This window comes from Dickeya sp. Secpp 1600 (assembly GCF_003049805.1).
Classification (GTDB): domain Bacteria; phylum Pseudomonadota; class Gammaproteobacteria; order Enterobacterales; family Enterobacteriaceae; genus Dickeya; species Dickeya fangzhongdai.
The window spans coordinates 2,425,429-2,449,780 of the sequence record NZ_CP023484.1 but is presented as its reverse complement, the minus strand read 5'-3'; the positions used below and the strand labels follow the sequence as shown (position 1 = coordinate 2,449,780).

The window sequence follows — 24,352 nt, the reverse complement described above, 5'->3', positions numbered from 1 at the left end:
AAAGGAGCTGCGCGACCCGGTATTCGGGCGTAAATTCTTCTGTTCACCTGAGATTCAACACGATTGAGGCCGGTGGATAATCAACCATGAGCGATAACGTCAACCCTTGTATGGAATGCGGTGCTTGCTGCGGTTACTTTCGAGTGTCTTTTTATTGGTCGGAAGCTGATGACGGCGGCGGAAGCGTTCCCGCCTCGCTGACGGAACCGGTAACGCCATTTCTGCGCTGTATGGCCGGCACCAACAGCAAACCGATTCGCTGTTGCGCACTGGAAGGCGAAATCGGTGAGTCGGTCAGTTGCCGTATCTATGCCCAACGGCCCACGCCTTGCCATGAATTTGCGCCATCGGGAGAAAATGGTCAGCGCAATGACGCCTGCGATCGGGCTCGCGCGGCCTATGGCCTGCCGCCGCTGGTTCCAGCCAGATTGCCGCTGCCGTGTGCATGAATCAGAATAAAAAGCAGAACGTCACGCCGGGGTGCCACGAAACAGCTGAACGGGTTACAATAGCCGGATAATATTTTTTGCTAAAAGCCCTATTGCTAACCTTTGCCAAGGAGTTTTCATGCCTATCACGGCCAGCAGATTATACCGTGACACCTTGAATTTTACGCGTAACCAGTTTTTCAGCATCCTGATGCTGGCGCTGCTGACGTCCTTGATCACCGTCGTCCTCGGGCACGTCTTTACGCCCGGCAACGATCAGCTGCAACTACTCAGCAACAGTAATGTAGATCTGTCCTCCATCGAGCAGCCTGGTATCAGCGATATCATCCAACAGCTTTCCCCCGAGCAACAAATGGTGCTGCTGAAAGCCTCTGCCGCCGGCACGTTTGCCACGCTGGTAGGCAACGCGCTGCTGACCGGCGGCATCCTGATGCTGATCCAACTGGTGTCGGCGGGTCATAAAATCAGCGCCCTGCGCGCCATTGGCGCCTCGGCGCCGCTGTTACCTCGCCTGTTTTTGCTGATACTGGTTTGCACCCTGTTGATTCAGTTAGGCATGTTATTGGTCGTGGTCCCGGGGATTTTGTTATCCATCGCCTTTAGCCTGTCACCCGTGATCGCCGTTACCGAAAAGCGCGGGATCGTTGCCTCCATGCGTGCCAGCAGCAAGCTGGCGTTCGCCCATTTCCGCCAGACTGCGCCGGCCGTAATACTGTGGCTGCTGGCCAAAGTCGCGCTGTTGTTGTTGCTGACCCGGTTACCGATGGTATCGCCTACCGCCATGGCCGTGATTCTGAACGGCATCAGCAACGTGCTTTCCGCCATGCTGCTGGTCTATGTATTCCGCCTTTACATGCTGGTGCGCGGCTAAATTCACACCGCTTATTCCGGAGCAGCGACAGCGCTGCTCCGCTATCGTCGCCCGCCATAACGTAATTTTCTGCAAATTGTTACGATAAATCGGGAATCGCGCTGCGCAAACGGCGATAATAATTCAGAAATAGATTGGCCCTTTTGATACATGCGGACCACCACCCCACACGGGTAAGTGACGGATTAACATAATGAAGCAACTGATTGATTTTATTCCTCTTATTGTTTTCTTTGTTTGTTATAAACTGTATGACATCTATGTCGCCTCCGGAGCATTGATTGCTGCAACGGCGGCGACGTTACTGTTGAGTTGGTTTATTTACCGCAAAATCGAAAAGATGATGCTGCTGACGTTCCTGATGGTTGCCGTATTCGGCACCCTGACGCTGGTATTCCACAATGACCAGTTCATCAAATGGAAAGTAACCATTATTTATACGCTGTTCGCCATTGCCTTGCTGTTCAGCCAGTTTGTGATGAAGAAAACCCTGATTCAGCGCATGCTGGGTAAAGAACTGGCGTTACCGGAAATGGTATGGGCAAAACTGAATATTTCATGGGCGGTATTTTTCCTGCTGTGCGGCCTGGCTAATATTTATATTGCATTCTGGCTGCCGCAAAGCGTTTGGGTTGACTTTAAAGTATTTGGCCTCACCGGCCTGACTCTGGTATTTACATTGCTGTGCGGCGTTTACATTTATCGTCATCTGCCGGCTGAGCCGGAAAAGACGGAAAACGAAAGCGACAAATGATCGCCCGACACAGACTGACATTGACTACTCACAAGCGGATTCGTTGACCCTATGAGCAAACAAGACGCATTACCTCACGGCGAACTGGTGCTGCGCACGCTGGCCATGCCGGCGGACACCAATGCCAACGGCGATATTTTTGGCGGCTGGCTGATGTCGCAGATGGATATCGGCGGCGCTATCCAGGCAAAAGAGATTGCAGAAGGTCGCGTCGTCACCGTTCGGGTTGACGGCATGACGTTCCTAAAACCTGTCGCCGTCGGCGATGTGGTGTGCTGCTATGCCCGCTGCGTCCGTACCGGTCGCAGCTCGATGACTATTAATGTGGAAGTGTGGGTGAAAAAGGTTTCGACCGACCCTATCGGCCAACGCTACCGCGCCACCGAAGCGCTGTTTACCTACGTTGCCGTGGACGAAGACGGTCGACCGCGCGAATTGCCGGAAGGGAAAAGCCATTTCGAGCCTGAGCAATAATGACAAATGATTAAGGCACCGCTAGCGGTGCCTTAATTTTTTCAACGTCAATCGGGCTGCGACTTACTCCATCGCGGCGCCGCCATTGATTCTAAAGATGATCGTCACCACCAGGTCTTTCCCCGGTTTGCTCTCTTCATAACGCCATTTACGCATCGCCTGCTTGATATCTCGCTCAAACATGTTCTTAGGCTCCGCCGACAGTACACGGACGTTATCCACCCGTCCCGATTCATCGACGTCAAACTGCACCTTAACCCGGCCTTCGATACGCAAGGCGAACGCCCGAGCCGGATATTCCGGCTGAGCCCGGCTCAACGGTCTTGGCCCCGAGGGCTGAGCGCTGGCGACCGGAGCCTGGCTGACCGGCGCCGTATTACGGCTGACTGTCTGGCTGGCCGACGGCGTCGCCGTCGGCTGCGGCGCGGTTTCACGCGGCGTTTCCTTCGGCTGTTCCACTTTTTTTACCGGTTTAGGTTTCGGCTTAGGTTTGGGCTGGGGCTTCGGCTCCGGCAACGGAACTGGAACCGGTTTTGGCAGCGGCGGCGGTTCTGGCTGAACTTCCGGCTCCGGCGTCGGTTCCGGCACCTTTTCCGGTTCTGGCTGAGGCGCAGCCGATGGGGCTGGCGCAGCTTCCTCCGGCGCGGTATTGACCATCACGACCTGGATCGGCTGCGGCGTCGACGGCAGCTTGACTGATGTATTAAATGAAGCAAACAGCAACCCGGCAATCAGTGAACCATGAAAACCCACGGAAATCAGCATCGGCCATGAATATCGGCGGGTCAGGAAAAATGTTTTCTGCGGCATAGTTATATGATGTCCTCTCACTGCGCAAGTTTAAATGCAAATGACAATCATATTCAATAGAAGCCGATCAATTCCCGCATGGGACGGCTCAATCCGCATCGGTTTTCATGCCGCAAAACCGGACGGACGGTAACAGGGATTGTCCTACCGGTATCATCGCGTATGATGGCGGTTCCGTCCCACAATGGTCTGACAGACCGAGGTTTACCATGCTGTATGTGATTTATGCCACCGATGTGCCCGGCTCACTGGAAAAACGTCTGGCCGCTCGCCCCGCTCATATCGCCCGCCTGCAAACACTGCGGGATCAGGGGCGTTTGTTGACCGCGGGCGCGCTGCCGGCTATCGACAGTGAAGACCCAGGCACCGCCGGATTTACCGGTTCAACGGTGATTGCCGAATTCCCGTCGCTGGAAGACGCCCGCCATTGGGCAGACGAAGATCCCTATGTCGCCGCCGGCGTCTACGAGTCTGTCAGCGTCAAGCCCTTCAGAAAAGCATTTTAATCCAAATTTGACGGAGGTCATGGCATTTTCACCAAATGACGCCTCCGTTTTCCTCTTAAATATCTGAAATATTTTAGTCATTTAATGATGTTATGTTGGCGGCAATTTATCTTTAGAGAGTAGATTGTCATGTCAACATCCGCCCCGTCACGCTCCGGTTTTCTGGGCAGAGTGCGTCAATACCGCCTGAGTTTTCTTTCCGGTTTGCTGCTAATCATTGGGTTATTTTCCTTACTACAGCTGTTGTCCGTAGGGATGATATCGAAAACCATGACTGAAGTACGTCAGGACAGCGCCGCCAACGAAGCCCTGCGCCAACAACAGGCACTGATGGATCAGGCTCGCATGGAAGTGATGAACGCCAGCGATAAGCTCAATCGTGCCGGCATTTACCTGATGTTTGACAAAGAAACCGGCTCGGTCGGCAGTTGGAACAGCCTGATGACCGAAGCGGAAGAGTCGTTAACCCACGCGCAGGCGTATTATCAAAAGCTAGAGCGCTTTTCTGGCGCCACCCGCAATGACGACGCCTTCACCGAGCTAAAAAGCAGTTATCAGCAGCTCTATAACGGGCTGCTCGAACTGGCGCAAGGCATCAAAAAAACCAACGAAATCGATATTTTCTTTGCCGTCCCCATCCAGGCTTACCAGACCCTGTTTACCCAAAAATACGCCCGGTACCTGCAGGAAAACGATGCCCGTCAAAAGCAACATGCTCAGCAGCTGTTGGATAATCTTGATGCCGCCCACACCCTGTTTATCGTCATTCTGGGATTGTTGCTGACGATTTCGCTGGTCGTCTGGATTGGCGTGAACAAAGTGATCGTTCATCCGCTTAAGCGCATCACCGACCACCTGCGGCTGATCGCAGCCGGCGATCTATCGCATGACATCGGCATAGAAAAACGTGCAACCCGTGAAATCGCGCTGCTAAACAGCAGCGTGGTGCAGATGCAGAGCGGTCTGGTGGACCTGATAAGTCAGGTTCGTCAGGGGATGGAAACCATGATGCAACAGGTCAGCCATGTCACTACCGACAACCGTTTGCTGTCTGAACAGGCCAATCGACAGTCCGCAGAGTTGAAAGTCACCACCGAGCACATCATCCAGATCAGTCAGCACCTGGAGCAGAACGCCCAGTACACCGAGCAAGCCAGTCATCACGCACAAGAAACCAGTCACATCGCCGAACAGGGCGAAACCATGATGAGCGACGTCAGAGACGCGATGCAGGACATTTCCGGCCGCAGCAAGGAAATGACGGAAGTCATTTCCTTGATTGAAAACGTGGCGTTTCAGACGCATATCCTGTCGCTCAATGCCGCAATTGAAGCGGCCCGGGCCGGCGAGATGGGTAAAGGTTTCTCGGTTGTCGCCCGCGAGGTGGGCGCGCTGGCTTCACAAAGCAGTCAGTCGGCCCAAAACATCAATGCGTTGATTCATGAATCGGACAGCAGCGTCGCTACCGGCGCCAGACTGGTCGGTCACCTCAACGATAGCCTGCAGGAAATCATTCAGGCGGCCAAAGGCACCAGCACATTCCTGAGTGAAATCACCGATATTTCGCAACAACAGAATCAAAGCATCCATGAAGTGACCAACCGCATCAGTTCACTCAACGATACGGTGAAACAGAATGCCCTGCAGGTGGACGCCTCTGCCCGCACCTGCCTTCAGTTGCTTGAGCAGACCGAGCAGCTCAATCTGTCGGTATCCCTGTTCCAGTTGCCCGGCACGGCGGCAGCGGCCGAATCTGACGCGCCTCGCGCTACGCCGGCTCCGGTCGCTAATGGCTATGTTGCCCTACCGCAACACTCGCCAGCCCTGTAATCCTCTCTTTCAGATAATAAAAAAAGCCCAACGCTCTGACGAGCGTTGGGCCTGACACGGACTACCTGATGGTTACCACTCGTAAGCCACCGCATACAATAACGCGCGACGTTGCTGCTTCTGGAGCAGGTAGCGCACGTGGTGGATATGCCGGTAACCGCGTGACTGGGCCTCAAGCCAGCGGCTGCGACGGCGCTGCACCTGACGTTGCATACGCCAACGGCTGACTTCATTCCGGCTGCGTTTCATGGCTCGACTCTTGTTTCATGGCACAACTCTGTAATAAGCGTGATGGGACCGGGTTATTATATCCCTCTGATATCCTCCGCCAAGCGATACGACAGGATTTTCCCGAATCCGCACGCTTGCCCTTCATGCGCTATAGTATTCAGAGTAAAGGACTTTCCCCTTTGGGGAACTATGCATACACTTGAACTCGTAAACATTTCGCAGCAGAGAACCGTGCATTGTTACTATGACAGCATTTTATACTGTACTGAGCGGATTACTGGTTTTCAGCTATTGGCTGCTCGTTGCCAGCATTACGCTGCGTATTCTGATGAAAAGACGCGCGGTTCCTTCCGCTATGGCCTGGCTGTTGGTGATTTATATTCTGCCGCTGGTCGGGATCGTCGCTTATCTGTTATTCGGCGAATTGCATCTGGGGAAACGCCGTGCGGAACGCGCCCGGCAAATGTGGCCGGTTACCGCGCAGTGGCTTCGTGAACTAAAAGAATATCGCCGCATTTTCGCCACTGAAAATAGTGAAGTGGCGCGATCGTTGTTTCAGCTCTGCGAGCGTCGTCAGGGCATTGGCGGCATCAAGGGTAATCAGTTGCAGTTGTTGACCTCATTCGACGACACCATCAGGACGTTGATTCGCGACATTGAACTGGCCCGCAATAACATCGAGATGGTGTTCTATATCTGGCAGGCCGGCGGATTGGTGGATCAGGTGATGACCGCCCTGCTGGCGGCGTCGCGACGCGGGGTCAAATGCCGCATCCTGCTGGATTCGGCAGGCAGCGTGCAGTTTTTTCACAGCACCTACCCGGAGGTCATGCGCGCCGCCGGCATCACGGTGGTGGATGCGCTACAGGTCAACCTGCTGCGCGCATTCCTGCGCCGGATGGACTTACGCCAGCACCGTAAGGTGATCCTAATTGATAACCGCATCGCCTACACCGGCAGCATGAACATGGTGGATCCGCGTTATTTCAAGCAGGACTCCGGCGTCGGCCAGTGGGTGGACCTGATGGTGCGCATCGAAGGCCCGGTGACCACCACGATGGGCGTTATCTATAGCCTCGACTGGGAAATGGAAACCGGTCAGCGCCTGCCGCCGCCGCCGCCCGACGTGAATATCATGCCGTTTGAGCAAGAGCGCGGCCATACGGTGCAGGTCATCGCCTCCGGTCCCGGCTACCCCGAGGATATGATCCATCAGGCGCTGCTGACCGCCGTTTACTCTGCTCGTCATCAGTTGATCATGACCACGCCCTATTTTGTGCCCAGCGACGACCTGCAACACGCCATCTGCACCGCCGCACAGCGCGGCGTAGAGGTCAGCGTCATCGTACCTTACAAAAACGATTCCGTGATGGTTGGCTGGGCCTGCAAAGCTTTTTTCACCGAATTACTGGCGGCGGGCGTTAAAATTTATCAGTTCGAAGGCGGGTTGCTGCACACCAAAAGCGTGCTGGTAGACGGCCAGCTCAGTCTGGTGGGGACGGTCAATCTGGATATGCGCAGCCTGTGGCTGAACTTCGAAATCACCCTGGTGATTGACGACGACGGGTTTGGCAGCGATCTGGCCTGCGTGCAGGAGGATTACATGTCCCGCTCTCGCCTGCTGAACACTAAAGAATGGCTAAAACGCCCCTACTGGCAGCGTATCGTCGAGCGGCTGTTTTACTTTTTCAGTCCACTGCTGTAATCACACCGCCCTTCATGCTCTAATACCTCCATCACGTTTTAACAGGAATGTTGTATGGATTTAAATAACCGCCTGACAGAAGATGAAACGCTGGAACAGGCCTACGATATCTTTCTGGAACTGGCGCCGGATAACCTGGACCCGGCAGATATCCTGCTGTTCAACCTGCAGTTCGAAGAGCGTGGCGGTGCGGAGCTGTTTGATCCGGCGGAAGACTGGCAGGAACACGTGGATTTCGACCTGAATCCGGACTTTTTCGCCGAAGTGGTTATTGGTCTGGCCGAGCAGGAAGGTGAGGAAATCAATGATATTTTCGCCCGCATTCTGATCTGCCGCGAAAAGGACCACAAACTGTGCCACATTCTGTGGAAAGAGTAACCGCCGCGATCGCAGCCTAATCGGCCATCATCAGCGATCAGCGACGAACAGCAAAACGCCCCTGACGGGGCGTTTTGTTTATTACCGGGTATTGCTTACACGAGCAGCGCCGGATTACGACAGCGGATCCACCTTCAGGCAGGATACCGCATGACGGAAGCTGCCTTCGAGCACCGGCCGGGTTTTGGTGCATTCCGGCCCGACAACCGGGCAACGGGTGCAGAACACACAGCCGGTAGGCGGATTAATCGGTGACGGCAGGTCGCCTTCCAGCAGTTGAATCTGCTTGTTGCGCTCCTTGTCCGGGTCAGGAATCGGCACCGCCGACATCAGGGCGCGGGTATAAGGATGCTGCGGATTGTGGTACAGCTCGTCGTAGGTTCCCAGCTCCACCGCATGACCCAGATACATCACCAGCACGCGGTCGGAGATGTGTTTGACCACCGACAAATCGTGGGCGATAAAGATCAGCGACAGCCCCATTTCCCGCTGTAACTGTTGCAGCAGGTTTACCACCTGAGCCTGAATCGACACGTCCAGCGCGGAAACCGGTTCGTCACAGATGATCAGTTTCGGTTCCAGAATCAGCGCGCGGGCAATACCGATACGCTGACACTGGCCACCGGAAAACTCGTGCGGGTAGCGGTTGATCAGGTTCGGCAGCAGGCCAACCTTCATCATCATCGCTTTGACGCGGTCTTTCACTTCCTGACGCGGCATCTCCGGGTGATAGGTGCGCAGCGGTTCGGCGATAATTTCGCCGATGGTCATACGCGGGTTCAGCGACGCCAGCGGATCCTGGAAAATCATCTGGATATCGCTGCGCACATTGCGCCATTCGGTATCACGCATCCCCAGCAGGTCTTTACCCAGCCAGCTAATGCGCCCGCTGGTGGCCTTCACCAGACCGATGATCGCGCGGGCCAGCGTGGATTTGCCGCAACCGGACTCCCCAACCACCCCCAGCGTTTCCCCTTCGTACAGCCGCAGGGTAACGCCATCAACCGCTTTCAGCTTCTTGGCGGGTTGCCAGAACCACTGTTTATCATCGCGGATATCAAAGTGGACTTTCAGTTCATCCACTTCAAGCAAGACTTTTTTGTTTTCCAGCTCGTTCATACTAATTCCCCCACACTCCGGAAACAGGCACGCAGACGGCCCTCGCCAAACGGCGTCAATTCAGGCGCCTGCTGGCACCGGTCCTGTGCATAGGGGCAACGCGGCTGGAAAGGACACCCTTTCGGCAAGCGCAACAGGTTAGGCGGATTGCCCGGAATAGTGGCCAGCGCTTCGTTCTCTTCGTCAAGACGGGGAACGGCTTTCAGCAAGCCGATTGAATACGGATGCGTCGGCTCGTAGAAAATTTCGCGCGCGCTGCCGTACTCCATGGTACGGCCGGCGTACATCACCAGCACCTTGTCGCAAATACCCGCTACCACGCCCAGATCGTGGGTAATCATGATAATGGCGGTATTGAACTCACGCTTCAGGTCGTTGAGCAATGTCATGATCTGCGCCTGCACCGTCACGTCGAGCGCGGTGGTCGGTTCGTCGGCGATCAGCAATTTAGGACGGCACAGCAGCGCCATCGCGATCATAACGCGCTGACGCATCCCGCCGGAAAACTCGTGCGGGTACATGCGCATACGTTTTCTGGCTTCCGGCATTTTCACCGCGTCCAGCATACGCACCGACTCGTCAAACGCTTCGCTTTTGCCGAGTTTCTTGTGCTGCATCAGCACTTCCATCAGCTGGTCGCCGACACGCATGTACGGGTTCAGCGACGTCATTGGGTCCTGGAAAATCATGGCGATCTCTTCCGCACGCAGGCGATTGAGCTCACGTTCCGGCAGATTGAGAATCTCGCGACCGTTGAAACGGGCGGAACCGCCGATACGGCCGTTCGCGGCCAGCAGGCCCATCAGCGCAAACGCTGTCTGGGATTTACCAGAGCCGGACTCCCCGACAATCCCCAGCGTCTCACCGGCGCTGAGAGAGAAATTAAGGTCGTTTACCGCGGTGACATCACCGTCAGGCGTACTGAAAGTCACGCGCAAATCTTTAACGTCAAGCAGCGCTTCACGGGGTTGTGACGTATTCATCATGATATGAAGCGTCTCCTTAGCGGTCTTTCGGGTCGAGGGCATCACGCAGGCCATCGCCGATAAAGTTGAAACAGAACAGGGTCACCACCAGGAAACCGGCGGGATACAGCAGCAGCCACGGCGCCACTTCCATTGAATTGGCGCCATCGTTCAGCAGCGCGCCCCAACTGCTCAGCGGTTCCTGGGTACCCAGGCCAAGGAAACTCAGAAAAGATTCGAACAGGATCATGCTCGGCACCAGCAGCGACGCGTAGACCACGACCACGCCCAGCACATTCGGCACGACATGGCGCAGCACGATACTACGGGTGGATACACCGCACACCAACGCGGCTTCAATGAACTCTTTACGTTTCAGGCTCAGGGTCTGGCCGCGAACGATACGGGCCATGTCCAGCCAGGACACCATGCCGATAGCCACAAAAATCAGCAGGATATTTTGCCCGAACAGCGTCACCAGCAGGATAACGAAGAACATGAACGGGAAGGAGTTAAGGATCTCCAGCAGACGCATCATGACCGAGTCCACTTTCCCACCCAGATAGCCGGATGCAGCGCCATACAGCGTTCCCACGACTACCGCCACCAACGCGGCGGCAACGCCGACCATCAGAGAAATACGTCCGCCGATCGCCACACGCACCAGCAGGTCGCGGCCGGACGAATCGGTGCCGAAATAGTGTTTGGACACCATGTCAGGCGCGCTGGACATCATATTCCAGTCGGTATCGGCATAGTTGAACGGCGCCACCATCGGGCCAATGACGACAAACAGCGTGATGAGCGTCAGTACGAACAGGCTGGCCAGCGCCGCCCGGTTGTGCATGAAGCGACGGCGCGCATCCTGCCACAGGCTGCGCCCTTCCACTTCCAGTTTTTCGCTGAAATTATCCAGCGCTTCGCGGTTACGTTTATTCCAAAACATCAGTGATTTACCTTAGTAACGGATCTTCGGATCGATGACCGCGTACAGCACATCGATGACCGCATTAAACAGAATGGTCAGCGCGCCCACCAAAACCGTCAGACTGAGCACCAGCGAATAGTCACGGTTAAGCGCACCGTTAACAAACAACTGACCAATACCAGGTAAACCGAAAATGGTTTCAATCACCATGGAGCCAGTGATGATCCCCACGAACGCCGGCCCCATGTAGGAAAGCACCGGCAACAGCGCCGGCTTCAGGGCATGGCGCAGAATAATCCGGTGCAGCGGCAGCCCTTTGGCGCGCGCGGTGCGGATAAAGTTCGAATGCAGCACTTCAATCATGGAGCCGCGGGTAATACGGGCGATACTGGCGATATAGGACAGGGACAGCGCAACCATCGGCAAAATGATGTATTTCGGCGCGCCGCCGTTCCAGCCGCCCCCGGGCAGCCAGCGCAGGGTTATCGCAAAGACCAGCACCAGCAGCGGCGCCACCACAAAGCTCGGGATTACCACCCCGGTCATGGCAAACCCCATTACCGTGTAGTCCCATTTACTGTTTTGATTCAATGCGGCAATCACGCCGGAGGTCACCCCCAGCACCACAGCCAGCAGAAAAGCGGCGGCACCCAATTTAGCCGACACCGGAAAAGCCCGGACGACCAAATCATTTACCGAATAATCTTTGTACTTGAAAGACGGCCCGAAGTCGCCTTGCAGCAACTGCACCAGATAATTACCGTACTGTTTGATCATCGGATCGTTCAGATGGTATTTGGCTTCGATATTCGCCATCACTTCAGGGGGAAGGTTGCGTTCTCCAGTAAACGGACTTCCCGGGGCCAGTCGCATCATGAAAAACGAGATGGTAATCAGGATGAACAACGTCGGGATTGCTTCCAGGCAACGACGGAAAATAAATTTTAACATTGACCTTACCTATAAAACCGGTCTGAGATTTTCTCTTCTATCTATCAAACCGAATAAGGACTGCGTGCCAGCACGCAGTCCCATCATCATTAATGCTTGATAATATAAAGATTTTTAACGTTGAGGTTATCCAGCGGATCTTTACCGGTCAGGCCGCCTACATACGGCTTAACCAGACGGGTATTGGCGTAGTAGTAAACCGGAACGATAACCGCGTCTTTTTCCAGCAGCGCTTCCGCTTCTCGGTAAACACCGGCGCGTTCATCCTCTGTTTTGGCCGCCAGCGCTTGCGCCATCAGCTTGTCGAAATCCGCGCTCTTGTAATGCGAGGTGTTGCTGCTGCTGTTGGCGATCATGATGTTCAGGAACGTAGTCGGTTCGTTATAGTCCGCACACCAGCCGGCACGAGCTACGTCAAAGGTCCCCTGATGACGGCTATCCAGGAAGGTTTTCCACTCCTGGTTTTCCAGCTTCGCATCTACGCCGATATTGCTTTTCCAGATGGAAGAAGCAGCGATCGCCAGTTTCTTGTGCAGATCGGAAGTATTGTACAGCAGGTTAAAGGTCAGCGGTTTTTCAGCAGTGAAGCCCGCTTCGGCCAGCAGTTTCTTCGCTTCGGCATTACGTTTTTCACGTGACCAGCTCACCCACTCCGGCGGAGTCAGTTTGCCGTCCAGGCCGTCGATGTACGGCGGGGTGAAACCAAACGCCGGGGTATCGCCCTGACCTTTCACCTTGTTAACCAGAATGTCCTGATCCAGACCCAGCACCAGCGCCTGACGCACGCGGGCGTCGGTAAACGGCGCTTTCTGGTTGTTGATTTCATAGTAGTAGGTGCACAGATACGGATCCGCCTTCACTTCATTGGGGATCTCTTTCTTCAGCTTCTGGAACAGTTCGATCGGCAGGTTGTTATAAGTCATGTCGATCTCGCCGCTGCGGTAGCGGTTCACGTCCGTTACTTCGGAGGAGATCGGCAGATAAGTCACTTTATTGATGATGGTGTTGGCGTTATCCCAGTAGTTCGGGTTGCGCTCCAGAACGATTTTTTCGTTCACGATCCATTCTTTCAGCTTGTAAGCGCCGTTGCCGACCCAGTTGGCCGGTTGGGTCCACTTGTCGCCGAACTGCTCAACCACTTTTTGGTTCACCGGGAAAGTGGACGGATGCACCAGCAGTTTATAGAAGTACGGAACCGGTTCGCTGAGGGTCACTTCCAGCGTGTGGTCGTCGATCGCTTTCACGCCCAGCGTGTCAGGTGATTTTTTGCCCGCGACGACATCATCGATGTTAACGATATGGCCGAACTGCAGGTAACTGGCATAAGGAGAGGCGGTTTTCGGGTTAGAAATGCGCTGCCAGCTGTAAACGAAATCCTGAGCGGTGACCGGATCGCCGTTGGACCATTTGGCGTTTTTACGCAGATGGAAGGTCCATACTTTGAAATCTTTATTGTCCCAGCTTTCTGCCACTCCCGGCGCAGGATGACCATCTGGGGACGTTACCAGCAGCCCTTCCAGCAGATCGCGCGCAATGTTGGATTCCGGCACGCCTTCAATTTTATGCGGGTCCAGCGAGGCAACCTCGGAACCATTATTGCGCACCAGCTCCTGTTTCTCAGCCAGTTGAACGCCGGCCGGCACCGTGGCGGCCCAGGCGGAAACGCCAGCAGAGGCAGTAATAGCAGCAAGAATGCTGACCGCCAGTCTTTTTTTAATAGTGTTGTTTACCATTATTTACCTTGCTCCTGTTCTACTGTTATCGCCCAATCAGGCACATAACTTTTTTTACGTATTAAGCGGACAGACATCATCGCCACCAGAGGAACGAATCTGGCAACATGGCCGCTCAATCACATCTAAATTGTTTTATCCACGCAACACGGTCAGATACGTCATAACGCCGCGTCAACGTGTCGGAAAAATCAACAGAGATAAAAACAGCACATTTCGGCAACCCAAAAACTGCCGCAGCCCTTTCCCAGACGCGACAGCCCACAGCCATTTCCACTCTTCCCTGATGGTACGCTCCCCACAAAAAAGCAGCCACGGATAAATCTCTAATAAAATTAACTTATCCATAACAGCCAAGGGGAATAGCGTGATGCCGAACGTATCAGAAGAATCCGTCTTCGCCAATAGATTTTGCAGGCTGTTACTTAAATTTCTTTTCCATCTCGGAAAGTCACAAAATGGCTCGAACGCGTAAATGGATATAAAAACATCCATGACGAGCGTCACTGGGGTAAAAATTCACCCGGCAGCAGATTGTCCAATAACTTGTAAGTATGAAAGAATTAACAGTAGATCAGGGCAAAAAATGCACGATAAAACACTTCCGCACACAATAACATCATTCCCGGCGCCACGCCCTCCGCGTGTGAATAAATTAACAGCGAAAGCGCATATGCGACTCGCCATAATGCCAGTCGCCTTTCACGCCATATGCATTAGCTTATCTAAGGCATGCGATAAAGAATGAAAATAAGCTATACCCTCTGAGATGATAAATGAGTGATAAATAATAGTGGGCGGCATGCTTTCCCCGGCCCAATTATTGCCGGGGAATAAACATAAGAAAAAAGTATTAATAAAAATAAAGTTAGCAGCCCTTGCGGCTATAGCAAACCGGGAAACAAGGTGCGAATTCCGGTGACGATAAATTCGATGCCGAGCGACATCAACAACAACCCCATGATACGCGTCACCACGTTAATGCCGGTCTGCCCCAACAGTCGCACCAGCGCCGGCGCGGCTCTGAACAGCAGCCAGCAGCAGAATGCGAAAAAGGCAATCGCCGCCGATAGCCCCAGCAGATTCTGCCAGCCGTGATAACGGGAACTCCAGACAATGGTGGAACTGATTGCCCCCGGCCCCGCCATCAGCGGCAATGCCAGCGGCACCACGCCAATACTTTCCCGATTGGCGGTTTCCGTTTTTTCCTGTTTATTCTGTTTATCCTCACCCAGCTTGCCGCTAATCATCGACATGGCGATGGTGACAATCAGAATGCCGCCCGCAATCCGAAACGAATCAATGGAAATACCGAACAACCGCAAAATCATGTCGCCGAAAAACAACGCGCCCCAGAGAATGATCACCACGGAGACATTCGCCGTGAGGTTGGTCTTAGACCGCCCCTCCGCTCCCTGATAACTGGTCATGCTTATAAAGATAGGCAAAATCCCCACCGGGTTAATCAGCGCAAACAACCCGATAAAGAATTTGATGTAACCGGAGAAGTCCAGGACAGGCTGAATCACATTCCACCTCTGAAGGTTATTGTCAACGTAGGGAATCCCTGATGGGCCACAACCGATACCGTGATGCTTCCTACAGTAATGTAAAGCATCGCGCGCCTCCATCCTCCGTCCTGATAATTATTCTCTGCACCCATTCAGATTTTCGATACAAATCCATATAAACCCACTCATATTATGGTCATTTATTTTTAACAAATCGTCGCTATAAATGATATTAATTCTCAAACACATCATGCTGAATGGTGTCAGCATTAAGATTTAGCGAGCATGATCACAAAAAATCGGCTAACAACGGGGTATTCTGCCTTCATCGTAACAAGAAGGATTAACGACAGCAGATTCTACCGCCAAATCGCCGACGACTTTAGGAGCAGGATTGAGAAACCAGGGTTTCTTTTATTAAACAAGGCGATCGCATTTATCGGGAGCGCTTTGAGTCAATGGATAATCACCGCCGCCAAAATCAGGTGCGTCAACCATTATCTATACTGCTTATTTACCGGGCTGACCATTGACTGAAAGAGCTTAACATTACAGGAGTGCATTATGGCCGTAACAAACGTTGCTGAACTTAACGCTTTGGTCGAACGCGTCAAAAAAGCGCAGCAGGAGTTCGCAAATTTCTCGCAGGAGCAGGTCGATCAGATCTTCCGTGCCGCCGCGCTGGCTGCTGCGGATGCCCGTATACCGCTGGCGAAAATGGCGGTCGCCGAATCCGGCATGGGTATCATTGAAGATAAAGTGATCAAAAACCACTTCGCTTCCGAGTACATTTATAACGCCTACAAGGATGAACAGACCTGCGGCGTGCTGTCCGTCGATGATACGTTCGGTACCATCACGATTGCCGAACCTATCGGCCTGATCTGCGGCATCGTTCCGACCACCAACCCAACCTCCACGGCTATCTTCAAGGCATTGATCAGCCTGAAAACCCGCAACGGCATTATCTTCTCCCCGCATCCGCGCGCCAAAAACGCCACCAACAAAGCAGCGGACATCGTACTGCAGGCCGCTATCGCCGCGGGCGCGCCCCAGGACATCATCGGCTGGATTGATGAACCATCGGTGGAACTGTCCAATCAGCTGATGCATCACCCGGATATCAATCTGATCCTGGCAACCGGTGGTCCGGGCATGGTAAAAGCGGCCTACAGTTCCGGTAAGCCGGCCATCGGCGTAGGCGCAGGCAACACCCCGGTAGTGATCGATGAAACGGCCGACATCAAACGCGCCGTAGCCTCGATTCTTATGTCAAAAACCTTCGACAACGGCGTGATCTGCGCTTCCGAGCAGTCGGTGATCGTGGTCGATGAGATCTATGATGCCGTACGCGAACGCTTCTCGACCCACGGCGGCTACCTGCTTCAGGGCAAAGAGCTCAGCGCGGTACAGGGTATTCTGCTGAAAAACGGCGCGCTCAACGCCGCCATCGTCGGCCAGCCGGCTATCAAGATTGCGGAAATGGCCGGTATTACCGTGCCTGCCAGCACCAAGGTGCTGATCGGTGAAGTGACGAACGCTGACGAGTCCGAACCGTTCGCTCACGAGAAACTCTCCCCGACGCTGGCCATGTACCGGGCGAAAGATTTTGAAGACGCGGTCGACAAAGCGGAAAAACTGGTCGCCATGGGCGGGATCGGCCACACCTCCTGCCTGTACACCGATCAGGACAATCAGGCTCGTCGCGTCAACTATTTTGGCGACAAGATGAAAACCGCCCGTATCCTGATCAACACCCCGGCCTCTCAGGGCGGGATCGGCGATCTGTACAACTTTAAACTGGCGCCGTCGCTGACGCTGGGTTGCGGTTCATGGGGCGGTAACTCCATCTCCGAGAACGTCGGGCCGAAACACCTGATCAACCGTAAAACCGTGGCTAAGCGAGCAGAGAATATGCTGTGGCACAAACTTCCCAAATCTATCTACTTCCGCCGCGGCTCTCTGCCGATCGCGCTGGAAGAAGTTGCGAGCGACGGTGCTAAACGCGCGTTCATCGTTACCGACCGTTTCCTGTTTAATAACGGCTATGTCGACCAGATTACGTCGGTACTGAAACAACAGGGTCTGGATACCGATGTCTTCTTTGAAGTGGAAGCCGACCCGACGCTCAGCGTCGTTCGTAAAGGCGCCGAACAGATGAACGCCTTCAAACCCGACGTCATCATCGCGCTGGGCGGCGGTTCGCCGATGGATGCCGCCAAGATCATGTGGGTCATGTACGAACACCCGGATACCCATTTTGAAGAACTGGCGCTGCGTTTCATGGATATCCGCAAACGTATCTACAAGTTCCCGAAAATGGGCGTGAAAGCCAAGCTGATCGCCGTCACCACCACCTCCGGCACCGGTTCGGAAGTAACACCGTTCGCCGTGGTGACCGATGACGCCACCGGCCAGAAATATCCGCTGGCGGACTACGCGCTGACCCCGGATATGGCGATTGTGGACGCCAATCTGGTGATGAACATGCCGAAATCGCTGTGCGCGTTCGGCGGCCTGGATGCGGTGACCCACTCGCTGGAAGCCTATGTATCCGTACTGGCGAACGAATACTCCGACGGACAGGCGTTGCAGGCACTGAAGCTGCTGAAAGAAAACCTGCCGACCAGCTACCATGAAGGCGCAAAAAATCCGGTTGCCCGCGAGCGCGTCCATAACGCGGCGACAATCGCCGGTATCGCCTTCGCTAACGCCTTCCTGGGCGTCTGCCACTCTATGGCGCACAAGCTGGGTTCCGAGTTCCATATCCCGCACGGGCTGGCCAATGCCCTGCTGATTAGCAACGTGATCCGCTATAACGCCAACGATAACCCAACCAAACAGACGGCGTTCAGCCAGTACGACCGTCCTCAGGCTCGCCGTCGCTATGCGGAAGTGGCCGACCATCTGGGTCTGAGCGCCGCTGGCGACCGTACGGCGCAGAAAATTGAAAAACTGCTGGCCTGGCTGGAAAGCATGAAGAAAGAGCTGGGGATTCCCACCTCTATTCGTGAAGCCGGCGTACAGGAAGCCGATTTCCTGGCCAAGGTGGATAAACTCTCTGAAGATGCGTTTGACGATCAGTGTACCGGCGCCAACCCGCGTTATCCGCTGATTGCCGAGTTGAAACAAATCCTGCTGGATTCGTTCTACGGCCGTCCGTTTGTCGAACATGCGGTCACCGAGAGCAAAGCGACCCCGGCGGCGGCCAGCGTGCCCGTCAAGGCGGAAAAAGCCGAGAAGAAAGAGAAAAAAGCCGTTAACTGATATCGCTGACGGCAGCATACTCAAAGCCCTGTGCGCACGCGCAGGGCTTTTTTTTGGGGGGGATTTACCACATCGCGAACAAGAAATAACTCCCCCCCACCGCCATCTCCCGCAAAGATATCATCTACTGAGGTACCATCTGCCGTGAACGCACCGCCATTCCCTGTAATCTGGAATCTGGCGATAAGTACCAGAATGCTCTCTGATAACGGTCCTGACAGCTACGGAGAGCCTTAGGCAGAGTAAAGCAAGGTTCGTGCATCAAGCATGCGTATAGCGCTCAAACGCCCTGCTACCGCGTATACCGTCCGTGTCGCCGATAACCCCGGTAGCAGGTTAATCTATCCTGGCTGTGACAAACGCGGCGGCAGCACCGCTATATCAGTAGAGGGCGGTGAGGGATTATTCGGCTCATAAAGCGAACGGCGCCCCGGAAATCGCATCAATAACACCGGGCGGAGCGGCTGTGAAAACAACGATAAAAGCGGCAAATACGCATCTGGTAACGAATATTTAATTTATATTATCAATTTTTACCAGAAGCGATAACCGGATAATCGCCGCCACTACCCGGTTATTAATAAGCCCGGCTAAATGCTTAGCCTATATAGATATGGATTATTTCGTTTCAGGTCGGGTCAATCCCAACGCGATTTTATAATGCTTTCGACACACCGATACGTAACTCTCATTTCCGCCGATAACGACTTGCTCGCCTTCAATGACGGGCTTGCCATGCGAATCCACCCGCAATACGTGATTCGCTTTACGCCCGCAATGGCAGACGGTTTTAAGTTCGATCAGTTTGTCTGCCCAGGCCAATAAATAATGACTTCCGCTGAACAATTCCCCGCGGAAATCGGTACGCAGGCCATAACAGAGAACCGGAATGTCTAATTGATCGACAACATCACACAGCGCATTCACTTGTTCACGTGTCAAAAACTGACTTTCATCAATTAACACACAGTGAATAGTTTGCTGACGATGCTCCAGCTCAAGCGTCTGGAATAAGTCTGTCTGTTCGTTAAACAATAACGCCGGTGAAGAGAGACCGATACGGGAACTAACGATGCCGCTTCGCCCGGAACGGTCATCTATTTCAGCCGTAAACACCAGGGTTCGCATTCCCCTTTCCTGGTAGTTATATGAAGACTGTAACAGTGCGGTGGATTTCCCTGCATTCATCGCGGAATAATAAAAATAAAGCTGCGCCATGGCTCCTCGTTCAACGGCATTCACCGGTCAGTAATCGTTAAAATTTATTGTAACATAGGTATTGCCGCTGACGAGGGTTTAGTCGCGCCGCCTCCCGCTCCGCACGCGCCCTGAATCATTCTGTGGTTTAGTAATATAGATAGTTCCATCGTGAGGGTTCAAAGAAACTATCGATACGCTCCACATGGCTATTTCCGCTGCAGATCGCGCTAACAGAATGTATTAGCTGGCTTGTCCGAAATTTATATTGGTCAGTCAACACGTGATTTCCGTTTTAAATTTGCTAAATTTTAACAACCTGACAATTTTACCTATTGCAGAAAATAAAACGGCACTCTATTATCTCTGTACTGTCACCAATAATATTTATTTTGAGATTAATCCAATGAGCGAAGCACTTAAGATTCTAAACAACATCCGCACCCTGCGCGCCCAGGCAAGAGAATGCAGCCTCGAAACGCTGGAAGAAATGCTGGAAAAGCTGGAAGTCGTGGTGAACGAGCGCCGCGAAGAAGAAAACCAGGCTCAGGCAGAAATTGAAGAACGCACACGCAAATTACAGCAGTATCGTGAAATGCTTATTGCCGATGGCATTGACCCGAACGAATTACTGCAATCTTTGGGTTCAAACAAAGTTGCCGGTAAAGCCAAACGTGCAGCACGCCCGGCTAAATATCAGTACACCGACGAAAACGGCGAGCTGAAAACCTGGACCGGTCAGGGCCGCACCCCGGCAGTCATCAAGAAAGCAATCGAAGAACAAGGCAAGTCTCTGGATGACTTCCTGCTGTAATTCACAGCTCGAGAATAAAAACAAAAACACCCCTCTCAAAGGGGTGTTTTTTTATGCCCTGATTCAGGCACTCCCCCATACTAACTAAAAGTACAGGGGGGAGAAGATTAATTGGCGTCTTCCTCTATCGCCTCTTTCAGCCACTGGGTAAAGTCTTCACCCAGAGCGTCATGGCGAATACCATATTCCACAAAAGCGGCCATGTATCCCAGCTTATTACCGCAGTCATGGCTTACCCCTTTCAGGTGATAAGCTTCAACGGTTTCTTTTTCCATCAGCATGGCGATAGCGTCGGTCAACTGAATTTCATTACCGGCACCCGGTTCTGTTTTCTTCAATAGATCCCAGATCTGTGCAGACAGCACATAACGCCCGACCACCGCCAAATTAGACGGCGCTTCCGACGCCTTGGGTTTTTCCACCACGCCGACCATCGGTGCGCTGTCGCCCGGTTTTAATTCCACGCCTTTGCAATCCACCACACCGTAACTGCTGACGTTTTCCACCGGCTCAACCATAATCTGGCTATGACCTGTACTATAAAAACGTTGCAGCATTTCGCTCAGGTTGTCTTTTTTCAGATCGGATTCATATTCGTCGATGATCACGTCCGGCAAAATAACCGCCACCGGCTCGTCGCCAACCAGCGGGTGGGCACAAAGTACCGCGTGCCCCAATCCTTTCGCCAGCCCCTGACGGACCTGCATAATAGTGACATGCTCCGGACAAATAGCCTGAACTTCTTTCAGCAACTGGCGCTGAACGCGTTTTTCCAGCATGGCTTCCAGTTCAAAACTGGTATCAAAATGGTTTTCTATTGAATTCTTAGAAGAATGTGTAACTAAAATTATTTCATTGATACCGGCAGCAATACATTCATTAACCACATACTGGATTAACGGCTTATCGACCAGCGGCAGCATTTCTTTGGGAATGGCCTTGGTAGCAGGCAACATACGCGTCCCCAACCCAGCCACTGGAATGACCGCTTTTTTTACTTTTTTATTAACAGTTGACATAAACAACCTCGTATATATCGTTCAAATAATGAGCTTTATTTATCCGGTGCATAAAACCGCGAAAGTATATCAGGTTCAATGCGCGATGCTCGACCAATCTGGATTCGTGATTAAAAATCATAGGCCACATACTAGGGAATAAAAAATAATAACGATAGATACACCTGGTCTGAAGTGCGGGGAAATTCGCAGCTATCGGATTAGTCTGTAGAAAGCATCAGTCGCAAGCGACCGCCGCTGCCCCACATCTGGCATTGCCATGACTCGCACTGATAACTGAGTTGATTAAGATAAGCGGCTTCCAGCGTGCCCAACGGCACCCCGTTATTTAGCCCGATATGTTGTTCTTCCACACTCAGGGTGGCATGCAACCCCGCCGAAATCAGGATCAACCGTTTCAGCTCCCGATGATAGTAACCGACCAGCAAGGGAAACTGCCCTTGCAGATTGGCCTGACGCAATAATTGGTTAACCTGATTGAGTAATACCGGTAATTCGGGCAACCGGCGCTGCTGATGCACCAGATGCTCCTGCAACAGGCTGTTGAACAGCGCCCGTAACAGCAACGCCGCCAGCACGCCGTGATTATTAGCCGCCTGCGTCACATCAAGACAATAAAACGCCAGGTCGTCCCCGGACAGCGCCGCAATATCAAGCACCAGCCCAGGGCGGTCCGCCGCCATTAGTTGCCGATAATTGACCCGGCAGCGCGCCAGCGTCTGCTGGACCGGCGGCTGCAACTGCTCAAGCAGCTTCAACGCCGCACCGGGCGACTGGTTCAGCGTATCCAAGTCATGCATCAGTTGTTCGACTTCATTGGCCTGCGAAGTAAACATCGTCGGGTACAGGCAAGCCATCACCGATTCGCGCAAGCGGGTGTAGTCATGGATAGGTTTGAGCAACACATCCTGAACGCCAAGACGTAATATTCTGGCGATGTCCGCCAGGTGACTGGTGGCGGACACAACCAGCACCGGCGTAGTGATATCGTGCAGCCGCAGCCGCTCGACGAATTCGAAACCGCCCATCATGGGCATGTTGAGATCGCAGATAATCAGATCGGGCGGCTGATGAGCCATTTTTTCCAGCGCATCCTTGCCGTTATCCGCTTCATGCACGTCTGCGCCCAGGGATGTCAGATAACCGGCCAGCACGGAACGGAAAACAGCCTCATCCTCAACAACCAAAATGTGTTTTCCCGTCAGTGGTTGTGCCATCAATGACCCCTTGCACCGCTCATCATCATTCGTTGCCGAATCCTAAATCGGAAATAACCCTATACGCCCCGGTTTACCAGCGGCAACAGCAGCTCCCGCTGTTTTTCCACCGCCAGCCTGCCGGACTCAATAGCTTCTTCCGCCCGATGAAAATCCAGCGTGGCGATTTGCGGACAATAGGGTTGAATCAATACATCCGGAGGATCGCCCGCCATGCGATTCATTTTCAGGCGATTCTCCAATACCTGTATGGAGGTACTCATGATCTCCATCGCGGTAGGCGTCGCTTCCGTCTGTCGACGAAAACGGTGAGACAGACGATACCGAAGACGCTGACGCCAGCCGTGCGGCGCGGCAATCGCTTCCGCCTGAGCCGCCGGTCTGGCAGACAGCAAATTATGCTGCTGCAAGCTGGCGTCGTGCTGCAAATCCACCGCAATCACCACATCCGCGCCCATCGCGCGGGTCAATGAAACCGGAACCGGATTAACGACAGCCCCATCCACCAGCCAGTAACCATTGAATTGTACGGGGGACAATAACCCCGGCATACTGCAGGAAGCGCGAACAGCCAAATGTAAGTCCCCTTGCGTTAGCCAAAGTTCCCTTCCCGTACTCAAATTAGTTGCCACTGCTCCATATTTGATAGCACACTCCTCAATATGTTGCGTACGTAGCAAATGCTTTACATGGTTGAAAACGCGATCCCCCCGCAATAATCCGCCGCGCCCCCAGGAGAAGTCCATCAGACGGATGACATCCCAGTAGCGAAAGCCGCACACCCAGTGCTCCATGCTGTCCAGCCGGTGCGTGGCGTAAGCGGCGCCGACCAGCGCCCCCACCGAACACCCCGCCACCACGTCAGGCACAATCCCCAGATCCTCCAGCGCTTTCAGCACGCCGATATGCGCCCATCCCTTAGCCGCGCCGGATCCCAATGCCAGACCGATTGTTACCTTCCGCATGGTATTTCTCCTGTATCTTATTCTAGGCGCTGCCCTGCTGTTATGTATCCGCCAGGCAGGATTATTGCGATACGCGAACCCTATTGGGTAACATAGCGCACGCCTTATCAGTGGCGTCTCAATTATTTAACCTTATTGCAGAGTTTTGCAGGAGATATTGTGTCCGAATGTTGCCCGTGCGGCAGTGATCAGCCTTACGAACACTGCTGCCAGCCCTATCTGCGCGGTGATACCCAGGCTTCGCGCCCTGATCTGTTGATGCGTTCACGGTACAGTGCCTACGTCAAACAGGATGTCGATTATCTGGTCGCCACCTGGCATCCGGATTGCCACGCGGAAAACTGGCGAGCCGACATCGCCGCCAGTTGCGCCGATACACACTGGCTCGGTCTGCGGATACTGGACGTCGCGCCGGGAAAAACGGCGGATGAAGGCTATGTCGAGTTCGCGGCCAGCTACAGCACAACCGAACATCCGGCGCGTCGGGTACTGATGAGAGAACGTTCTCGCTTCCTTCGTTATCGCGATCGCTGGTACTATGTCGACGGCGTTCACCTGCAAACCGGCAGGAACGACGCCTGTCCGTGCGGCTCCGGCAAAAAATACAAAAAGTGCTGTGGACAATAATACTCTCGATTACCGCGATGATTCCGGCATC

General features: G+C 53.6%; 24 protein-coding genes. 11 read left to right on the top strand and 13 right to left on the bottom strand.

What is annotated here, in order from left to right:
• Positions 1–143: 143 nt before the first annotated feature.
• From CPA59_RS11000 to yciA, 4 genes are all read left to right on the top strand, one after another.
• Positions 144–449: a YkgJ family cysteine cluster protein gene (locus CPA59_RS11000; RefSeq protein WP_229705541.1), complete on the top strand. Its 306-nt coding sequence runs from the start codon at positions 144–146 to the stop codon at positions 447–449.
• A gap of 118 nt (positions 450–567) precedes the next feature.
• Positions 568–1,320 (top strand): YciC family protein, encoded by a 753-nt coding sequence (locus CPA59_RS10995; RefSeq protein ID WP_049853965.1) that lies wholly within the window; start codon positions 568–570, stop codon positions 1,318–1,320.
• Between the two features lie 193 nt (positions 1,321–1,513).
• Complete coding sequence (locus tag CPA59_RS10990) at positions 1,514–2,074, top strand: septation protein A (protein ID WP_100849534.1); 561 nt, start codon at positions 1,514–1,516, stop codon at positions 2,072–2,074.
• Between the two features lie 51 nt (positions 2,075–2,125).
• On the top strand, positions 2,126–2,548 hold the full coding sequence (yciA, locus tag CPA59_RS10985) for an acyl-CoA thioester hydrolase YciA (protein WP_013317876.1): 423 nt from the start codon (positions 2,126–2,128) through the stop codon (positions 2,546–2,548).
• 63 nt (positions 2,549–2,611) lie between these two features.
• On the opposite strand, the gene tonB is transcribed toward yciA, so the two are convergent.
• Positions 2,612–3,358: a TonB system transport protein TonB gene (gene tonB / locus CPA59_RS10980; protein ID WP_107759341.1), complete on the bottom strand. Its 747-nt coding sequence runs from the start codon at positions 3,356–3,358 to the stop codon at positions 2,612–2,614.
• Between the two features lie 209 nt (positions 3,359–3,567).
• Between tonB and CPA59_RS10975 the strand changes: the two genes are divergently transcribed.
• Both CPA59_RS10975 and CPA59_RS10970 read left to right on the top strand, forming a co-directional pair.
• On the top strand, positions 3,568–3,864 hold the full coding sequence (locus tag CPA59_RS10975; RefSeq protein WP_038658828.1) for a YciI family protein: 297 nt from the start codon (positions 3,568–3,570) through the stop codon (positions 3,862–3,864).
• Between the two features lie 129 nt (positions 3,865–3,993).
• Positions 3,994–5,694: a methyl-accepting chemotaxis protein gene (locus CPA59_RS10970; protein ID WP_107759339.1), complete on the top strand. Its 1,701-nt coding sequence runs from the start codon at positions 3,994–3,996 to the stop codon at positions 5,692–5,694.
• Between the two features lie 72 nt (positions 5,695–5,766).
• On the opposite strand, the gene CPA59_RS22880 is transcribed toward CPA59_RS10970, so the two are convergent.
• Positions 5,767–5,943 carry a YciY family protein gene (locus CPA59_RS22880; protein WP_087881238.1) on the bottom strand — a complete coding sequence of 59 codons (177 nt, stop codon included), beginning with the start codon at positions 5,941–5,943 and terminating at the stop codon, positions 5,767–5,769.
• A 226-nt stretch (positions 5,944–6,169) separates the two neighbouring features.
• Between CPA59_RS22880 and cls the strand changes: the two genes are divergently transcribed.
• Together cls and CPA59_RS10960 are read left to right on the top strand one after the other, a co-directional pair.
• On the top strand, positions 6,170–7,630 hold the full coding sequence (gene cls / locus CPA59_RS10965) for a cardiolipin synthase (protein WP_107759337.1): 1,461 nt from the start codon (positions 6,170–6,172) through the stop codon (positions 7,628–7,630).
• A gap of 54 nt (positions 7,631–7,684) precedes the next feature.
• Entirely contained in the window at positions 7,685–8,008 is a 324-nt protein-coding gene (locus CPA59_RS10960; RefSeq protein ID WP_013317870.1) for an HI1450 family dsDNA-mimic protein, read from the top strand.
• 114 nt (positions 8,009–8,122) lie between these two features.
• Here CPA59_RS10960 and oppF read toward each other — a convergent pair whose 3' ends face one another.
• From oppF to CPA59_RS10925, 7 genes are all read right to left on the bottom strand, one after another.
• Positions 8,123–9,127 carry a murein tripeptide/oligopeptide ABC transporter ATP binding protein OppF gene (oppF, locus tag CPA59_RS10955; protein WP_049853961.1) on the bottom strand — a complete coding sequence of 335 codons (1,005 nt, stop codon included), beginning with the start codon at positions 9,125–9,127 and terminating at the stop codon, positions 8,123–8,125.
• The gene (locus tag CPA59_RS10950) at positions 9,124–10,113 is read right to left on the bottom strand and encodes an ABC transporter ATP-binding protein (RefSeq protein ID WP_038919003.1); all 990 of its coding nucleotides are present in this window, start codon (positions 10,111–10,113) and stop codon (positions 9,124–9,126) included. The genes oppF and CPA59_RS10950 overlap by 4 nt, the downstream gene beginning before the upstream one ends.
• 16 nt (positions 10,114–10,129) lie before the next feature.
• Positions 10,130–11,038 (bottom strand): oligopeptide ABC transporter permease OppC, encoded by a 909-nt coding sequence (gene oppC / locus CPA59_RS10945; protein ID WP_038658842.1) that lies wholly within the window; start codon positions 11,036–11,038, stop codon positions 10,130–10,132.
• A gap of 12 nt (positions 11,039–11,050) precedes the next feature.
• Positions 11,051–11,971: an oligopeptide ABC transporter permease OppB gene (gene oppB / locus CPA59_RS10940; protein ID WP_038658845.1), complete on the bottom strand. Its 921-nt coding sequence runs from the start codon at positions 11,969–11,971 to the stop codon at positions 11,051–11,053.
• Between the two features lie 89 nt (positions 11,972–12,060).
• Positions 12,061–13,704 carry an oligopeptide ABC transporter substrate-binding protein OppA gene (gene oppA, locus CPA59_RS10935; RefSeq protein WP_038919001.1) on the bottom strand — a complete coding sequence of 548 codons (1,644 nt, stop codon included), beginning with the start codon at positions 13,702–13,704 and terminating at the stop codon, positions 12,061–12,063.
• A gap of 174 nt (positions 13,705–13,878) precedes the next feature.
• On the bottom strand, positions 13,879–14,199 hold the full coding sequence (locus CPA59_RS10930; protein WP_038919000.1) for a hypothetical protein: 321 nt from the start codon (positions 14,197–14,199) through the stop codon (positions 13,879–13,881).
• Between the two features lie 389 nt (positions 14,200–14,588).
• Positions 14,589–15,233, bottom strand: coding sequence for a YchE family NAAT transporter (locus tag CPA59_RS10925; protein WP_038918999.1), 645 nt, complete (start codon positions 15,231–15,233; stop codon positions 14,589–14,591).
• Between the two features lie 546 nt (positions 15,234–15,779).
• On the opposite strand from CPA59_RS10925, the gene adhE reads away from it, so the two are divergent.
• Complete coding sequence (gene adhE, locus CPA59_RS10915; protein ID WP_038918997.1) at positions 15,780–18,482, top strand: bifunctional acetaldehyde-CoA/alcohol dehydrogenase; 2,703 nt, start codon at positions 15,780–15,782, stop codon at positions 18,480–18,482.
• A gap of 618 nt (positions 18,483–19,100) precedes the next feature.
• On the opposite strand, the gene CPA59_RS10910 is transcribed toward adhE, so the two are convergent.
• On the bottom strand, positions 19,101–19,700 hold the full coding sequence (locus CPA59_RS10910) for a thymidine kinase (RefSeq protein ID WP_038918996.1): 600 nt from the start codon (positions 19,698–19,700) through the stop codon (positions 19,101–19,103).
• Positions 19,701–20,085: 385 nt separating this feature from the next.
• Between CPA59_RS10910 and hns the strand changes: the two genes are divergently transcribed.
• Positions 20,086–20,493 carry a histone-like nucleoid-structuring protein H-NS gene (gene hns / locus CPA59_RS10905; RefSeq protein WP_038668517.1) on the top strand — a complete coding sequence of 136 codons (408 nt, stop codon included), beginning with the start codon at positions 20,086–20,088 and terminating at the stop codon, positions 20,491–20,493.
• Between the two features lie 107 nt (positions 20,494–20,600).
• Here hns and galU read toward each other — a convergent pair whose 3' ends face one another.
• From galU to rssA, 3 genes are all read right to left on the bottom strand, one after another.
• Positions 20,601–21,512, bottom strand: a complete 912-nt coding sequence (gene galU / locus CPA59_RS10900; protein ID WP_038918995.1) for a UTP--glucose-1-phosphate uridylyltransferase GalU — start codon at positions 21,510–21,512, stop codon at positions 20,601–20,603.
• 200 nt (positions 21,513–21,712) lie between these two features.
• Positions 21,713–22,729 (bottom strand): two-component system response regulator RssB, encoded by a 1,017-nt coding sequence (gene rssB / locus CPA59_RS10895; protein ID WP_038658867.1) that lies wholly within the window; start codon positions 22,727–22,729, stop codon positions 21,713–21,715.
• A 59-nt stretch (positions 22,730–22,788) separates the two neighbouring features.
• Entirely contained in the window at positions 22,789–23,694 is a 906-nt protein-coding gene (gene rssA / locus CPA59_RS10890; protein WP_038918994.1) for a patatin-like phospholipase RssA, read from the bottom strand.
• 159 nt (positions 23,695–23,853) lie between these two features.
• Here rssA and CPA59_RS10885 point away from each other — a divergent pair, with 159 nt between their 5' ends.
• A complete protein-coding gene (locus CPA59_RS10885; protein WP_038918992.1) occupies positions 23,854–24,321 on the top strand; it encodes a YchJ family protein in 468 nt (155 codons plus the stop codon).
• The last annotated feature ends 31 nt before the right edge of the window (positions 24,322–24,352 follow it).

Excerpts from the sequence above, each read along its gene's own strand:
- CPA59_RS10995 (WP_049853965.1), top strand. The coding sequence starts at position 568 with ATGCCTATCACGGCCAGCAGATTATACCGTGACACCTTGAATTTTACG.
- CPA59_RS10990 (WP_100849534.1), top strand. The coding sequence starts at position 1,514 with ATGAAGCAACTGATTGATTTTATTCCTCTTATTGTTTTCTTTGTTTGT.
- yciA (WP_013317876.1), top strand. The coding sequence starts at position 2,126 with ATGAGCAAACAAGACGCATTACCTCACGGCGAACTGGTGCTGCGCACG.
- tonB (WP_107759341.1), bottom strand. The coding sequence starts at position 3,358 with ATGCCGCAGAAAACATTTTTCCTGACCCGCCGATATTCATGGCCGATG.
- CPA59_RS10975 (WP_038658828.1), top strand. The coding sequence starts at position 3,568 with ATGCTGTATGTGATTTATGCCACCGATGTGCCCGGCTCACTGGAAAAA.
- CPA59_RS10970 (WP_107759339.1), top strand. The coding sequence starts at position 3,994 with ATGTCAACATCCGCCCCGTCACGCTCCGGTTTTCTGGGCAGAGTGCGT.
- CPA59_RS22880 (WP_087881238.1), bottom strand. The coding sequence starts at position 5,943 with ATGAAACGCAGCCGGAATGAAGTCAGCCGTTGGCGTATGCAACGTCAG.
- cls (WP_107759337.1), top strand. The coding sequence starts at position 6,170 with ATGACAGCATTTTATACTGTACTGAGCGGATTACTGGTTTTCAGCTAT.
- CPA59_RS10960 (WP_013317870.1), top strand. The coding sequence starts at position 7,685 with ATGGATTTAAATAACCGCCTGACAGAAGATGAAACGCTGGAACAGGCC.
- oppF (WP_049853961.1), bottom strand. The coding sequence starts at position 9,127 with ATGAACGAGCTGGAAAACAAAAAAGTCTTGCTTGAAGTGGATGAACTG.
- CPA59_RS10950 (WP_038919003.1), bottom strand. The coding sequence starts at position 10,113 with ATGATGAATACGTCACAACCCCGTGAAGCGCTGCTTGACGTTAAAGAT.
- oppC (WP_038658842.1), bottom strand. The coding sequence starts at position 11,038 with ATGTTTTGGAATAAACGTAACCGCGAAGCGCTGGATAATTTCAGCGAA.
- oppB (WP_038658845.1), bottom strand. The coding sequence starts at position 11,971 with ATGTTAAAATTTATTTTCCGTCGTTGCCTGGAAGCAATCCCGACGTTG.
- oppA (WP_038919001.1), bottom strand. The coding sequence starts at position 13,704 with ATGGTAAACAACACTATTAAAAAAAGACTGGCGGTCAGCATTCTTGCT.
- CPA59_RS10930 (WP_038919000.1), bottom strand. The coding sequence starts at position 14,199 with ATGGATGTTTTTATATCCATTTACGCGTTCGAGCCATTTTGTGACTTT.
- adhE (WP_038918997.1), top strand. The coding sequence starts at position 15,780 with ATGGCCGTAACAAACGTTGCTGAACTTAACGCTTTGGTCGAACGCGTC.
- CPA59_RS10910 (WP_038918996.1), bottom strand. The coding sequence starts at position 19,700 with ATGGCGCAGCTTTATTTTTATTATTCCGCGATGAATGCAGGGAAATCC.
- hns (WP_038668517.1), top strand. The coding sequence starts at position 20,086 with ATGAGCGAAGCACTTAAGATTCTAAACAACATCCGCACCCTGCGCGCC.
- galU (WP_038918995.1), bottom strand. The coding sequence starts at position 21,512 with ATGTCAACTGTTAATAAAAAAGTAAAAAAAGCGGTCATTCCAGTGGCT.
- rssB (WP_038658867.1), bottom strand. The coding sequence starts at position 22,729 with ATGGCACAACCACTGACGGGAAAACACATTTTGGTTGTTGAGGATGAG.
- rssA (WP_038918994.1), bottom strand. The coding sequence starts at position 23,694 with ATGCGGAAGGTAACAATCGGTCTGGCATTGGGATCCGGCGCGGCTAAG.